The organism is Thioalkalivibrio sp. AKL17, assembly GCF_000377885.1.
In the GTDB taxonomy this organism is placed as follows: Bacteria; Pseudomonadota; Gammaproteobacteria; order Ectothiorhodospirales; family Ectothiorhodospiraceae; genus Thioalkalivibrio; species Thioalkalivibrio halophilus.
On sequence record NZ_KB898766.1, the window covers coordinates 108,477 to 122,285 of the forward strand.

Annotated in this window: 11 protein-coding genes; 5 read left to right on the forward strand and 6 right to left on the reverse strand. The window is 69.6% G+C overall.

From position 1 onward, the window contains the following. Positions 1–2: 2 nt before the first annotated feature. From D577_RS0106665 to D577_RS0106690, 6 genes are all read right to left on the reverse strand, one after another. On the reverse strand, positions 3–605 hold the full coding sequence (locus D577_RS0106665) for an SPOR domain-containing protein (protein ID WP_018946748.1): 603 nt from the start codon (positions 603–605) through the stop codon (positions 3–5). A 4-nt stretch (positions 606–609) separates the two neighbouring features. After that, positions 610–2,373 carry an arginine--tRNA ligase gene (gene argS / locus D577_RS0106670; protein WP_018946749.1) on the reverse strand — a complete coding sequence of 588 codons (1,764 nt, stop codon included), beginning with the start codon at positions 2,371–2,373 and terminating at the stop codon, positions 610–612. Between the two features lie 93 nt (positions 2,374–2,466). Then, positions 2,467–4,701, reverse strand: a complete 2,235-nt coding sequence (locus D577_RS0106675) for a primosomal protein N' (protein ID WP_018946750.1) — start codon at positions 4,699–4,701, stop codon at positions 2,467–2,469. A 394-nt stretch (positions 4,702–5,095) separates the two neighbouring features. Continuing rightward, positions 5,096–6,484, reverse strand: a complete 1,389-nt coding sequence (locus D577_RS0106680) for an NAD(P)(+) transhydrogenase (Re/Si-specific) subunit beta (RefSeq protein ID WP_018946751.1) — start codon at positions 6,482–6,484, stop codon at positions 5,096–5,098. Beyond that, on the reverse strand, positions 6,481–6,789 hold the full coding sequence (locus D577_RS0106685; RefSeq protein WP_018935870.1) for an NAD(P) transhydrogenase subunit alpha: 309 nt from the start codon (positions 6,787–6,789) through the stop codon (positions 6,481–6,483). Before D577_RS0106685 ends, D577_RS0106680 begins: the two co-directional genes overlap by 4 nt. Then, complete coding sequence (locus D577_RS0106690; RefSeq protein WP_018946752.1) at positions 6,786–7,916, reverse strand: NAD(P) transhydrogenase subunit alpha; 1,131 nt, start codon at positions 7,914–7,916, stop codon at positions 6,786–6,788. The genes D577_RS0106685 and D577_RS0106690 overlap by 4 nt, the downstream gene beginning before the upstream one ends. A gap of 350 nt (positions 7,917–8,266) precedes the next feature. Between D577_RS0106690 and D577_RS0106695 the strand changes: the two genes are divergently transcribed. From D577_RS0106695 to D577_RS0106715, 5 genes are all read left to right on the forward strand, one after another. Then, positions 8,267–8,863 (forward strand): HNH endonuclease, encoded by a 597-nt coding sequence (locus tag D577_RS0106695; protein ID WP_026288948.1) that lies wholly within the window; start codon positions 8,267–8,269, stop codon positions 8,861–8,863. A gap of 72 nt (positions 8,864–8,935) precedes the next feature. Further along, positions 8,936–10,030 (forward strand): ferrochelatase, encoded by a 1,095-nt coding sequence (gene hemH / locus D577_RS0106700; RefSeq protein ID WP_018946754.1) that lies wholly within the window; start codon positions 8,936–8,938, stop codon positions 10,028–10,030. 48 nt (positions 10,031–10,078) lie between these two features. Beyond that, positions 10,079–10,837 carry a molybdopterin-binding protein gene (locus D577_RS0106705; RefSeq protein ID WP_018946755.1) on the forward strand — a complete coding sequence of 253 codons (759 nt, stop codon included), beginning with the start codon at positions 10,079–10,081 and terminating at the stop codon, positions 10,835–10,837. A gap of 91 nt (positions 10,838–10,928) precedes the next feature. Beyond that, positions 10,929–12,830 (forward strand): diguanylate cyclase, encoded by a 1,902-nt coding sequence (locus D577_RS0106710; RefSeq protein WP_018946756.1) that lies wholly within the window; start codon positions 10,929–10,931, stop codon positions 12,828–12,830. 107 nt (positions 12,831–12,937) lie between these two features. Continuing rightward, a complete protein-coding gene (locus D577_RS0106715; RefSeq protein WP_018946757.1) occupies positions 12,938–13,738 on the forward strand; it encodes a 2OG-Fe(II) oxygenase in 801 nt (266 codons plus the stop codon). Positions 13,739–13,809 lie beyond the last annotated feature (71 nt).

Below are 13,809 nucleotides of genomic sequence, written 5' to 3' on the forward strand. Positions count from 1 at the left end.
GGTCAGCCCCGGTCGCGCAGGCGCAGGGCCTCGATGCCTTCCGAGCGCAGCCGTTCCAGGACTTCGCGGGTGCGGTCCGGATCGCTGTACGGCCCGAGGTACACGCGGTACCAGGTGTCGCCGTCGATCTCGGCTTCCCGCACTTCGGGAGACAGGCCCAGCAGGGTCAGGCGGGCACGCATCTCGTCGGCCTGCTCGGGGCGCCGGAACGAGCCGGTCTGCAGCACCACGGGCCCGTCGGCATCCGGTGCATCCAGCGGCGCGGGCGGGGCGGCCGTATCCGCATCGTCGCGGGCCGGCGTATCGGGCACCGTCACTTCGTCCTCGGGCAGGAGTTCGTAATAGCGAAAGCGCGGTTCCTCGCGCTCGGGCTCGGGTTCGGAAGCGGGGTCGGGCACGGGTTCCGGGCGCGGTTCGGCCGCGGGGCGATCGCGTTCGCTCAGCCAGTCGCTCAGGCTGTCGGGGCGATCCGCCCCCTGGAGGTACAGCACTGCGGCCACGCCCAGCCCGATCAGCAGGCCGGCCAGCAGCCAGATCCAGCCGGGCAGCGGACCGCGTTCTTTCTTTTGTGCCGGCTTGCGGCGTACCTTGCGGGCCTGGGCCATGGGGTTACATCTGCTCCGGGGCGTGCACGCCCAGCAGGCGCAGGCCGTTGCCCAGCACCTGCTTGATGCCGGTCACCAGCGCCAGGCGGGCCCGGATCAGCTCTTCGTCTCCGGCGTTGAGGAACGGCACGGCGTTGTAATAGGTGTGGAAACCGCCGGCCAGTTCGCGCAGGTACTGGGCGATCTGGTGCGGCTCGCAGGCCTGCGCGGCGGCCGCGACCACTTCGGGGAAGCGGTCCAGGCGGTCCAGCAGCTCGTCCTCGTGCGGCTCGACGAGACGTTCGGCGAGGCCGTCGGCCTGTGCCGCGGCGGCCCGGTGGCCGCGTTCGCCCGCGGTGCGCAGCACGCTGGCGATGCGCGCGTGGGCGTACTGGATGTAGTACATCGGGTTGTCGTTCGACTGCGACTTGGCCAGGTCGAGGTCGAAGTCCAGGTGCTGGTCGCAGCGGCGCTGCACGTAGAAGAAGCGCGCGGCATCCGAGCCGACCTCGTCGCGCAGTTCGCGCAGGGTCACGAACTGCCCGGCGCGGGTGGACATCGGCAGGCGCTCGCCCCCGCGATAGAGGATCGCGAACTGCACCAGCAGCACGTCGAGGCGGCCGGGGTCCAGGCCCAGGGCCTGCAGCGCGGCGCGCACGCGCGGGACGTAGCCGTGGTGGTCGGCGCCCCAGATGTTGATGACGCGCTCGAAGCCGCGCTGGAATTTCTCGCGGTGGTAGGCGATGTCGGAGGCGAAGTAGGTGTAGTCGCCGTTCTCGCGGCGCACCACGCGGTCCTTGTCGTCGCCGTATTCGGTAGAGCGGAACCACAGCGCGCCGTCCTGTTCATACAGTGCGCCACGCGCCTGCAGGTCCTCCACCGCGGCGTCGATCGCGCCGGAGTCGGCCAGGCTGCGTTCGGAGAACCAGCACTGGTATTCCACCCCGAACTCGCGCAGGTCGTCGCGGATGTCCTCGAGGATGGCGTTCAGGCCGCCCTCGAAGAATTCGTCCCACAGGGCCTCGCCCAGAAGGTCCCGCGCGCGCGTCACCAGCGCGTCGATGTAGGTCTCCTTGTCGCCGCCTTCGGGCTCGTCGGGCGGCAGGTCACGGGTGACGTCCGCGGCCGGATGCACGCCGCGGTCGCCGATGTGCCGGGTCAGGGTATCGGCGACGGGGTAGATGTAGTCGCCCCGGTAGCCGTTGGCCGGGAACGGGAGTTCCACGCCGTGGCGCTCCAGATAGCGCATCCACACGCTGACCGCGAGGATGTTCATCTGCCGCCCGGCGTCGTTGACGTAGTACTCGCGGGTGACGTCGTAGCCGGAGAAGTCCAGCAGGTCGGCGACCGTCGCACCGAACGCCGCCCCGCGGCCATGGCCCACGTGCAGCGGCCCGGTGGGGTTGGCGGAGACGAATTCCACCTGCACCGGGCGTCCGCCGCCGGCGTTCGAGCGGCCGAAATCGCCGGCCTGTTCCGCGATGTGCCCCAGCACCTGCGTGCGCGCATCGGCGGCCAGGCGGAAGTTGATGAAGCCGGGACCGGCGATCTCGGTGCTGGCCAGGCCGGGGACCTCGGGCAGCGCGGCGGCGAGCGCCTCGGCCAGGTCGCGCGGCTTGCTGCGCGCGGGTTTGGCCAGCTGCATGGCGAGGTTGCTGGCGAAGTCGCCGTGCTCGCGGTCGCGCGCGCGGCTGACCTCCACCGACACGCCATGATCGGCCGGCACGCGGCCGTCGGCGACGAGGGTTGCGAGGGCGGTTTCCAGGGCCTGGGTCAGGGTGTCTTTCAAGGGTTGCGGGTCCGTGCTGGCAAAACGCGTATTCTAACCCGTCGGGCCCCGCGATGCCGCCCTGTTCGCCTGCTTGCAGGCGAACGGACGGGTTCAGGCGAGACTGACCGGATCCACGTCGAGCGCGATGCGCACCTCGCGCGGCAGGGTCAGCCCCTCCCAGGCCCGGCGCGCCTGGTGCAGGGTCGCGTGCAGGGCACGGCGGTCGCCGGACTGCACCAGGATCTGCTCGCGGTAGCGCCGGTTCACGCGGTGGCGCGGGGCCGGGGCGGGACCCAGGACGCGCACGCCGGGCGCGGCCGCGCGGCGCAGGGGCGCGGCCACCTCCCCGGCGCGGGTCTCCGCGGTGTTCGCGTCCTCGGCCTCCACCCGCACCAGGGCCAGATGACCGAATGGCGGGAAGCCGCTCTCCGCGCGTTCGTCCAGCAGGGGACGCACCATGGCGGTGTAGTCCGCGGCGTCCAGACCGCGGATCAGCGGATGCTCCGGGTGCCCGGTCTGCAGCAGCACCCGTCCGCCGGCTTCGCCGCGTCCGGCGCGCCCGGCGGCCTGCACGATCAGCTGCAGGGTGTGTTCGGCGGCGCGCAGGTCCACCGAGTACAGGCCCTGGTCGACGTCCACTACGCCCACCAGGCCCACGCGCGGGAAGTCGTGGCCCTTGGCCAGCATCTGGGTGCCGACCACGATCGCCGCGTCCAGCGAGCGGATGCGCTCCAGCGCGTCCTCCAGCGCCCCCTTGTGGCGGATGCTGTCGCGGTCCAGCCGGATCAGCGGGGTCTGCGGGAAGTGTCGCGCCAGGGCCTGTTCCAGGCGCTGGGTGCCGAGCCCGCGGCGGGCCAGCTCGGCGCCGCAGTCCGGGCAGCGGTCGGGGACCGGTTCGTGGTGCCCGCACAGGTGGCAGATTGCCCGCGGCTGGCCGGCATGGATGGTCAGGCGGGCGTCGCAGTGGCGGCAATCGGCGACCCAGCCGCAGTGATCGCAGGCCAGCGTGCGGGCATAGCCGCGGCGGTTGAGCAGGACGAAGCATTGCTGACCGCCGGCGAGGGTGGCCTGCATGGCGTCCAGCAGCGGCGAGGTCAGCCCCTCGTCGGGGGTGTGCACCCGGGTGTCCACGGCCTCGATCCGCGGCGGGGCGGTGCCGTCGGGGCGGGTGCGGAGCGGGCAGTGGGTGTACCGGCCCTGGCGGGCAGCCTGCAGGGTCTCCAGGGTCGGCGTGGCCGAGCCCAGCACCACCGGGATGGCCTCCAGCTGGCCGCGCTTGATCGCGAGGTCGCGGGCGTTGTAGCGAAAGCCGTCCTGCTGCTTGAACGCGGCGTCGTGCTCCTCGTCGACCACGATCAGGCCGGGTTCGGGCAGGGGCGTGAACAGCGCCGAACGGGTGCCCACCACCACCCGGGCCTCGCCGCGGGCCGCGCTGGCCCAGGCCCGCAGCCGTTCGCCCTCGGCCAGGCCGGAGTGCAGCAGCGCGACGCGGCCGGGGAAGCGCGCCTGGATACGGGCTGCCAGCTGCGGGGTCAGGGCGATTTCGGGGATCAGCACCAGGACCTGCTCGCCACGCGCGACGACCCGTTCCGCCATGCGCAGGTAGACCTCGGTCTTGCCGGACCCGGTCACCCCCTCCAGCAGCAGGGGTTGGGCTTCGCCGGGCGTGAGCGCGTCTACCGCGGCCTGCTGTTCGGGGGTCAGCGGTCGCGCCGCCGCGCTATCGGCCTCCGGCGGGACGTCTGTCGGATGTTCCGGGGGGCGGCACTCCAGCCAGCCGCGTTCGGCGAGGCGCTCCAGTTCGCGCGGGGCGGGTCGGCGGCCGAGGATGCCGGCGAGGGTCGGACGATCGAGGCGACCGCCGGGGGCGCTGTCGGGGTCGGCCAGCGCCGCGACGATCGCGCGCTGGCGTTCGCCGCGTACGGCGCCGTCGGCCAGGGCGCGGTGTCCCTGCTCGGTCACCGCCCACAGCGGTTCGGGGGTGGCGGCTTCCGGGAGCGGCCGGCCGCGACGCAGGGCGGGTGGCAGGGCCCCCAGCACCACCTCGCCGATCGGGTGGTGGTAGTACCGGCCACCAAAGCCGAGCAGTTCACGCAGCGAGTCGGGGAGGATCGGGGTAGCGTCCAGCACTTCGCTGACCGCACGCAGGCGCTCGGGTTCCATCTCGCTGGTGACCCCCGCTTCCATCACCACCCCGGTCAGGCGGGTGGGGCCGAACGGGACTCGCACGCGCATGCCGGGCCGCACGTCGCGATCCGGCGGCGAGCGATAGTCGAACAGGCGGTCCAGCGGGCGGTCGATGGCCACCCGGACGATGGACGGCGCGGATGCGGGGGTGTCGGGCATGGGGTCAGTGTACGCGACGTGGCCGCGCTTCCCGAGTCCGTTGGTGGCGCGAGGTTTTCCACAGAACCTGTGGATAACTCTGTGGAAGAAGCGGGGGGAAACTTCCTGAGCCCTTGTACTGTCGCGGATGATGACAGATTGGTCAAAAAATGGTCAGTACAATGAAAAGCCCGAAAACACAGTAATTTACCGTTTATATGTGAGCCTCTTTGAGCGCTGGTCCACGCAAGTGCCCCGTTGGCCCCGGGCGGAGGCGGCCCCTGCACGGGTTGTGTACAAGTTGCAAGCCCCGCAGGGCGTTCGGGCATAAAAAACCCGGCCACAGGGGGCCGGGTCTCCGGGTCCGTCCGGGGCGTCCCGGAGGAGCGGCGATGCCGCCCTCCGGTCGCGGGCTTCAGCCGAGCGCCTTGACGCTGGCCACCAGTTCCGCGGCGACCTTCTGGCCATCGCCGTACAGCATGCGGTTGTTCTCGGCATAGAACAGGTGGTTCTCGATGCCGGAGAAACCGGAACCGCGGCCGCGCTTGACGCAGATGACGTTGTGCGCCTCGTCGGCGTTGAGGATCGGCATGCCGTAGATCGGCGAGTCGGGGTTGGTCCGGGCGACCGGGTTCACCACGTCGTTCGCCCCGATCACCATCGCGACATCGGCGGTCTTGAACTCGTCGTTGATCTCGTCGAGGTCGTAGATGATGTCGTAGGGCACGCCGGCCTCGGCCAGCAGCACGTTCATGTGCCCGGGCATGCGGCCGGCCACCGGGTGGATCGCGAACTTCACGTCCACGCCGCGCTTCTGCAGCAGCTCGGTCAGCTCCCAGATCTTGTGCTGGGCCTGGGCCACGGCCATGCCGTAGCCGGGCACGATGATCACCTTGCTGGAATAGGCCATCATGATCCCGGCGTCGTTGGCCTGGATCTCTTTCATCGTGCCTTCGATCTCTTCTTCCGCGGCACTGGAGCCGCCACCGAACTGGCTGAACAGGATGTTCTTCAGCGGCCGGTTCATGGCCTTGGCCATCAGCTGCGTCAGCAGCGAGCCGGCCGCACCGACCACGATACCGGCGATCATCAGGGCCGGATTGTCCAGTACGATGCCCTTGAAGCCCACGGCGAGGCCGGTCAGCGCGTTGTACAGCGAGATCACCACCGGCATGTCGGCGCCGCCGATCGGCAGGGTCATCAGCACCCCGAAGGCCAGCGACAGGATGAAGAATGCCAGCAGCGTGCCGCCGCCGATCGTGCCGTCACCCAGCGCCATCACGAAGCCGAGGATGACCACCAGGGCGATGATTGCCAGGTTCAGTACCTGCTGCCCGGGGAAGTTCAGGGTCTTCTTCATCAGGCCCTGCAGCTTGGCGTAGGCCACCAGCGAGCCGGAGAACGCCACCGAACCGATGACCGAGCCGATCACCGCGATGGCCATACCCGTGGTGGTCACCGTCTCGGGCGTGGCCTGCAGCAGGTAGATCGCACCGATGCCGGCCGCGGCGCCGCCGCCCATGCCGTTGTACAGCGCGATCATCTGCGGCATGTCGGTCATCTGGACCTTCTTGCCGCTCCACCAGGCCAGCGCACCGCCGATGGCGATACCCAGAACGATCAGGGTGTAGTTCACGCCGCCGGAGATCTCCGGATGCGCGAAGGTCACGACGGTGGCCAGTACCATGCCGACGCCGGCCCAGATGATGCCGGGCCGCGCGGTGGTCGGCGACGACATCTGCTTGAGGCCGACGATGAACAGCACCGCCGCCACAAAGTAGGCGAGGTTGATGATCAGACTCATGCCTTGTCTCCCTTGTCGTCCTTGCTGGACTTGAACATCTCCAGCATGCGTTCGGTGACCACGTAGCCGCCGGCGGCGTTACCTGCGGCGAGGATGACGGCGATGAAGCCGATCGCCTGTTCCAGCGGCGTCTGGGCGTGACCCAGCGCGACCATGGTCCCGACCAGGACGATCCCGTGGACGAAGTTGGAACCGGACATCAGCGGGGTGTGCAGGATGACCGGGACCTTGGAGATCACCTCGTAGCCCGTGAAGGCCGCGAGCATGAAGATATAGAGTGCTACGAAACCTGAGATCTCGATCATGAGGAAGCTCCCTGGATGGCATCACGGGTGGCGGCATGCACGATCTCGCCGTCACGGGTGAGCACGCTCTGGGCGATGACCTCGTCCTCCCAGTCGGGGTTGAATTCCCCCTCGGGAAGCATCGGGGTCAGGAAATTCAGCAGGTTCTTGGCATACATCTCGGAGGCATGCAGCGGAACCTGCGACGGCACGTTGAGCGGGCCGTGGATGATCACGCCGTGCTGGGTGACGGTCTCGCCCGGCTGCGTCAGCACGCAGTTGCCACCGCCCTCGGAGGCCAGGTCGACGATCACCGCGCCGGATTTCATGCCCTTGACCATGTCCTCGGGCACCAGCTTCGGTGACTCGCGGCCCGGGATCGCCGCAGTGGTGATCAGCACGTCGGCCTGCGCGATGTACTCGCCCAGCGCGTCCTGCTGCTGCTTCTTTTCCTCGGCGGTCAGCTCGCGGGCGTAGCCGCCCTCGCCCTCGGCCGATACGCCCAGGTCGAGGAACTTCGCGCCCAGCGATTCCACCTGCTCCTTGGTCGCCGAGCGCACGTCGTAGGCTTCGACGATCGCGCCCAGGCGCCTGGCCGTGGCGATGGCCTGCAGCCCGGCCACGCCGGCGCCGATCACGATGACCCTGGCCGGGCGGATGGTGCCGGCCGCGGTGGTCAGCATCGGGAAGAACCGGCAGGCCAGGTCGGCGCCCTGGATGGCGCCCTTGTAGCCGACGACCGCCGCCTGCGAGGACAGCGCGTCCATGCTCTGCGCGCGCGAGATGCGCGGGATCAGCTCCATCGCAAAGCTCTGGATGCGCCGCTCCTGCATGGCCCGGACGACCTCGGGATGACGGTGGGCGTGGAACAGCCCCACCAGCGTCGAGCCTTCCGGCAGCCGGTTGACCTCTTCGACCGTGGGCGGCGCCACGCGGACCATGATGTCCGACTGTGAATAGGCAGCCTCGGTGTCCAGCAGGGTGGCGCCCTCATAGGCCGAATCGGGGAAACCGGCGGCTTCGCCGGCGCCCTTCTCGACCTGAACGCTCACGCCCAGCTGGCCGAATTTGCCGGTGACCAGCGGATCCAGTGCGACACGGCGTTCGCCGCTGGCACTCTCCTTGGGTACGGTTAGTCTGATTGCCATGCGCTTTCTCCCCGGGCCGTGCGTTCCCGCAATCCCGATGGCCCCAATGGCAAAGGGAGGCACGACCGCGCTCGCGGGTGGTGGAAAAACCGGATCCCGCGGGGCCGTAAAGCGCCCCGCAGCGAAAAACGAGCCCGTGAGTGTAGCGGAATCGCCGGCGCGCATAAACCGGAGTCCAGGCTGGAGTGTTGCGACGGGACGATTCATGTGGATGAAATTGTATTGCGCGCTGGCGCCGTTTATTGTGTGAAAACGTGCCGAGGAAGCACCGGTTTGTTCACGGGCGCGGGTGTCGCCGGAACCGTGAGCCGCGTGAGGAAATCCGTGTTTCCTTGAGGGTGGGCGAGGTCATGTTACCGACCGAGCATCAGGTCCTGCGCACGGATGCCTCCGGGATGCCGCTGGAGTGGATCGGCCTGGAACAGGCCGTGCGGCTTTATTACTGCGAGCAGGTGGCCTACGCCTGCGGCCGACCGCTTTATCGCGTGCGCGGCGGCATCAACGCGCGTTCCGGCCGCCAGTCCTTGGTGGAGGTCAACTCCATCATCGCCACCCACGGCACCCGCGCCCGCCAGGGCGCTCATTATGTCCCCCCGCTCAACAATCCCACCCTGTTCCGGCGCGACGCCCACCTGTGTCTCTACTGCGGCCGCCATTTCCCCGCCCGCGAGCTCTCGCGCGATCATGTGACCCCGGTCAGCCAGCAGGGGCAGGACATGTGGAAGAACGTGGTCACCGCCTGCAAGCGCTGCAACAACCACAAGGCCGACCGCACGCCCGAGCAGGCCGGCATGCAGCTGCTGGCGATCCCGTTCACGCCCACGCATGCCGAGTACATCTACCTGAAGGGACGCCGGGTGCTGGCGGACCAGATGGAATTCCTGCAGGCCCATTTCCCGCGGACCAGTCCGCTGCGGGGACGTCTCGAGGGCGACGCGCTATCCTGATGCGTTCCGGTCGAACCTTTGACGGTGGCCGGGACTCCCATGCATCGCCGGATCCAGCCATTAAGGAACGTCATGAAGTACTTCGGAGAGTCGGATTACCGCCACGGTCAGGCGCGCGACGCCGGCGTGCTGCTCACCAACCTGGGGACCCCCGATGAACCCACCGCGCCGGCACTGCGGCGCTACCTCAAGCAGTTCCTGTGGGACCCGCGGGTGGTCGAGGTGCCACGGCCGATCTGGTGGCTGATCCTCAACGGGATCATCCTCAACGTGCGCCCGCGGCGCAGCGCGGCGAAATACGCCACCGTGTGGACCGACGAAGGTTCGCCGCTGCTGGCCATCGGGCGGCGCCAGACGGCGGGCGTGCGCGCGCGCCTGGCGGAGCAGACCGGCGAGGACGTGCCGGTGGCGCTGGGCATGCGTTACGGCAACCCGTCGATCGAGGAAGGGCTGGACGAGCTGCGGCGCCAGGGCGTGCGGCGGGTCGTGGTGCTGCCGCTGTATCCGCAGTATTCCGGTTCGACCACGGGCTCGACCTTTGACGCCGTGGCGGAGGTGCTGAAGGGCTGGCGCTGGGTGCCGGATCTGCAGTTCGTCGCCAGCTACGACGCCGAGGAGGGCTACATCCGGGCGCTGGCCAACAGCGTGCGTGAACACTGGGAGGAGCACGGGCAGCCCGATCGCCTGGTGATGTCGTTCCACGGCGTGCCGAAGCGCTATCTGCTCAACGGCGACCCCTACCACTGCCTGTGCCATGCCACCGGACACAAGCTGGCGCAGGCCCTGGGGCTCGAGGACGACCAGTGGCAGGTCACCTTCCAGTCGCGCTTCGGCCGCGAGGAGTGGCTGCAGCCCTACACTGACAAGACCATGGAGGCCCTGCCGGGGCAGGGCGTGCGTTCGGTGGACGTGATCTGCCCCGGTTTCTCCGCCGACTGCCTGGAGACCCTGGAGGAGATCGCCGACGAGAACCGCGAGATCTTCCTCGAGGCCGGCGGAGAGCGCTTCCATTACATCCCCGCGCTCAACGATCGCGACGACCATCTGCAGTTCCTGGCCGAACTCGCCGGGCGGCATCTGGCGCCGTGGCTGGGGGATCCGGACAATAGTCCCGAGCAGCGGGCCGCGGCCCGCGAGCGTGCCCTGGCGCTGGGTGCGGAGAACTGAACGGACCGGTGCCGCCACCGGCGTGACAGCAGGGGAGAGCAGGGCGGGATGGAGCCCCACGACGGACGCAACATCGAGATCGGCGCGGTCATCATCGGCGACGAGATCCTCAGCGGGAAGCGGCGCGATCGCCACCAGGCCAACCTCACCGCCGCGCTGGCGGAAAAGGGCCTGGAGCTGGCGTGGCTGCGCATCGTCGGGGATGATCCCGTGCGCCTGACGCGGAACTTCCGCGAGACCGCGGACACCGATGCCGAGGTGTTCAGCTTCGGCGGCATCGGCGCGACCCCCGATGACCGCACCCGCGCCTGTCTGGCCGAGGCCCTGGGTCTGTCGCTGCGGCCCCATCCCGAATTCATCGAGCTGCTGGAGCGGCGCTTCGGCGCCGAGGCCCGGCCGCATCGCGTGCGCATGGCCGACCTGCCGGAAGGGGCCGAACTGATCCCCAACCCGGTCAACGGCATCCCGGGCTTCTCCTGCGCCCGTCATCACTGCGTACCCGGCTTCCCCGACATGGCCGAGCCGATGATCCGCTGGGTACTGGACCAGCGCTTTCCGGGCCGCGATGCCTCCGCCGGCTCGGTGGAGGAGGGCCTGACGCTGGAGGGCGTGACCGAGAGCCGCCTGGTCCCGGTGCTGGAGGCCATGGAAGCGGCCTTCCCCGACCTGCGCATCTCCTGCCTGCCGCGCATGCGCGACGGGGCCCCGCAGGTGGAGCTGGGGCTGCGGGGGCCCGCGCCGCGCGTGACCGAGGCCCGCGCTGCCCTGCGGCGCCATCTGGTGGACGGCGGCTTCCTCGAGCATTGAGTTCGTCCGCCCGGACCGGTCCGCCGCCGGCAGGATGCGACGGTCGCGCCAAAATGCGCTAACTTGGGCCCCGAAATCAGGGGACCTGCCGATGAAGAACCTTTATCACGCCTGGCTGTCGGGGATCCGCAGCCGTCTCATTCTGCTCACCCTGCTCTCCATGATTCCGGTCGCCCTGGTGATCATCCACTCCGCCGTGGAGGCCCGGGATATCAATTCCCGTCAGGCGGTCGAGAACCTCGCCACCCTGGCCGCGGTGATCCGGGAGCGGGTGGAAGCGGGACACGAGGAACCGCTGGGGGCCGTGGAACACCTGACCGCGATGGACCGCGCCGCCGTGCGCACGCCCGTCGCCACGCTCTGGGACCCGGAAGGCCGGGTGCTCGCGCGTGCCCCCGACATCGCCGGGCCGGCCGGAGGCGACTCGGCCGAGGCGGACCTGCTGCGTGAAGTGCGGACGCAGGGCGGTCATGCCGGGACCCTGGAGAGCGCGGGTCTGGATGGCGTGACTCGCGGCTACGCCTACACCGTCTTCGGCAGCGATGACGAGCGCCGGATCGTGACCGTCGGCCTGTCCACCGACGTGCTGTTTTCCGAAGTGGATGCCCTGTTCCAGCGCACACTGCTGCTTCTGGGGGCCGTGTTTCTGTTCGCACTGGGCATCGCCTGGCTGCTCGGCGAGGTGGCCGTGCGACGTCCGGTGGGGCGGCTGGCCAGCGCCGCGCGGCAGATCTCGGACGGGCGGCTGAACGTGCGGGTGGGGGATATCCACGGGGCCAGCGAGCTGACCACTCTGGCGGGGGCCTTCGATCGTATGGTGGAGAACCTGGAGCAATACGAGCAGGAACAGGAGGCCACCCAGCAGAAGCTCAGCCGCTCCCGTGACGAGCTGGAGGAGAAGGTGCGCGAGCGCACCGACCAGCTGGCCCGCGCCAGTGACGCGGCGACCGAGCGCGCCGCGAGCCTCGAGCGCCAGCGCAAGGAAATGACTGTCCTCAACGAGCTGACCGATCTGCTGCAGTCCTGCCGCACCCTCGATGAAACCCGTGCGATCATCCAGCGCTCCCTGGGCGAGCTGTTCGCCGGGCTGTCCGGCACGGTCTATCTGTTCAGCGAAGACGGGCACTCGCTGGAGCGCATCACCGGCTGGGGCGAGTATCACGAGGAACACCCCGACACCTTTGCGCCGGACGACTGCTGGGCCCTGCGGCTCGGCCGGACCTGGGTCTATGATCCGGAGGCCCGCAACCCCGCCTGCCGACATGACGGCAATTCGGAGATCGACTCCATCTGCGCCCCCATGCATGCCGAAGGCAAGACGCTGGGGGTCCTGCACGTGGCGGGCGGGGCGCACGGGGTTTCCCCGGGCGAAAGCGCGGGTGAAAACGAACGCCTGGTGGACGCCACCGCGGCGCGTCTGGGGCTGGCGCTGTCCAACATCCGCCTGCGCGAGGCCCTGCGCAACCTGACCATCCGTGATCCGCTGACCGGCCTGTACAACCGGCGTTTCGTCGACGAGACGCTCGAGCCCGAGGTGGAACGCTGCCGGCGGGCCGAACGGCCGCTGTCGGTGCTGATGCTGGACGTCGACCACTTCAAGCAGTTCAACGACACCTACGGCCACGATGCCGGTGACGTGGTGCTGGTGGCGGTCGCCCATCTGCTGCAGAAGCTGTTCATCGGGGCCGAGCTGCCCTGCCGGCTGGGCGGGGAGGAGTTCCTGGTCATTCTGCCGGAGGCGGACGGCGACCGGGCCCGCGACCGCGCCGAGGAACTGCGCGAGGCCATCGCCGAACTCGCCCTGTTCCACCAGGGGCGCAGCCTGGGCACCGTCACCACCTCCGTCGGAGTGGCCACCTGGCCGGAGCCCGTGAGCGAACCCGATGCCCTGATCGACGCCGCGGACGCCGCCCTGTACGAGGCGAAAGACGCCGGGCGCAACCGTGTCATGCTCGTGGGGGATGCGACCGCGGGCGCCGGCGCGGGCGGGTGATTCGCGGCCGGAGGGCGGATGCTTTCCGGGAGGGCGGGAACGGGGTATATTCGGGGTGATGCCCGCCGCGCCCCGGTTGGCGGGCCCGCAAGAGAATCCGCCCGTTCATGAAAGCGCGTCCCGCCGATACCGGCACCCCGGACATCGCGATACCCCCTGCCGCCCCGGTCCCGGCGGTGCACCGATTATCCGGCGCGGTCGCCGGGCCCCGTCCCGCGTGGCCGGACGGCATCCGGAAGGAATCCCCCGCCGCAGCATCGCTGGCGGATGACGGCTGGCTCGACACGCTTGCACGTGACGGGCGGGTGGTGTGCCCCGGGTTTCTCGAAGATCGCCTGTCCGATGCCCTGCGCCAGGAGGTGTACGCCCTGCGCAACGCCGCACGCCTGCGCTCCGCGCGGGTGGGGCGGGGTCGCGAGCGCCGGCACGATGCCGCCGAACGCGGTGACCGCATCCACTGGCTGGAAGGTGCGACGCCGGCCCAGCGGGAGCTGCTGGAGCGTCTGGAACACCTGCGTCGTGTCGCCGCCCGCGGCCTGATCCCGGGCCTGTTCGAGACCGAGGCACACTTCGCGCTGTACCCGCCCGGCACGGGTTACGCTCGCCACGTGGACGCCTTTCGCGAGGGTAACCGCCGGCGGCTGTCGCTGGTGCTCTATCTCAATCGGCACTGGCGTGCCCGCGACGGGGGCGAACTGGCGTTCTACACGCCGCAGGACGGGGCCGACGAAGCCCGCGAACTGGAACGCGTGCGCCCCGAGGCCGGCACCCTCGCGATCTTCCTCAGCCAGAGCGTGCCCCACGCTGTGCTCCCCACCCGCCGCTGGCGTGCCAGTATCGCCTGCTGGATGGGGCTGCGCGATACCGCCAGTCCGCTGGACAGCCTGGAACGGCGTTCTACCGGTTAGGTGTGATCTTTCAACAGGTTGTCCACGGGGCGACCCTCTCCAACGGAACAAGGTCCGAACGGGCCGGCCCT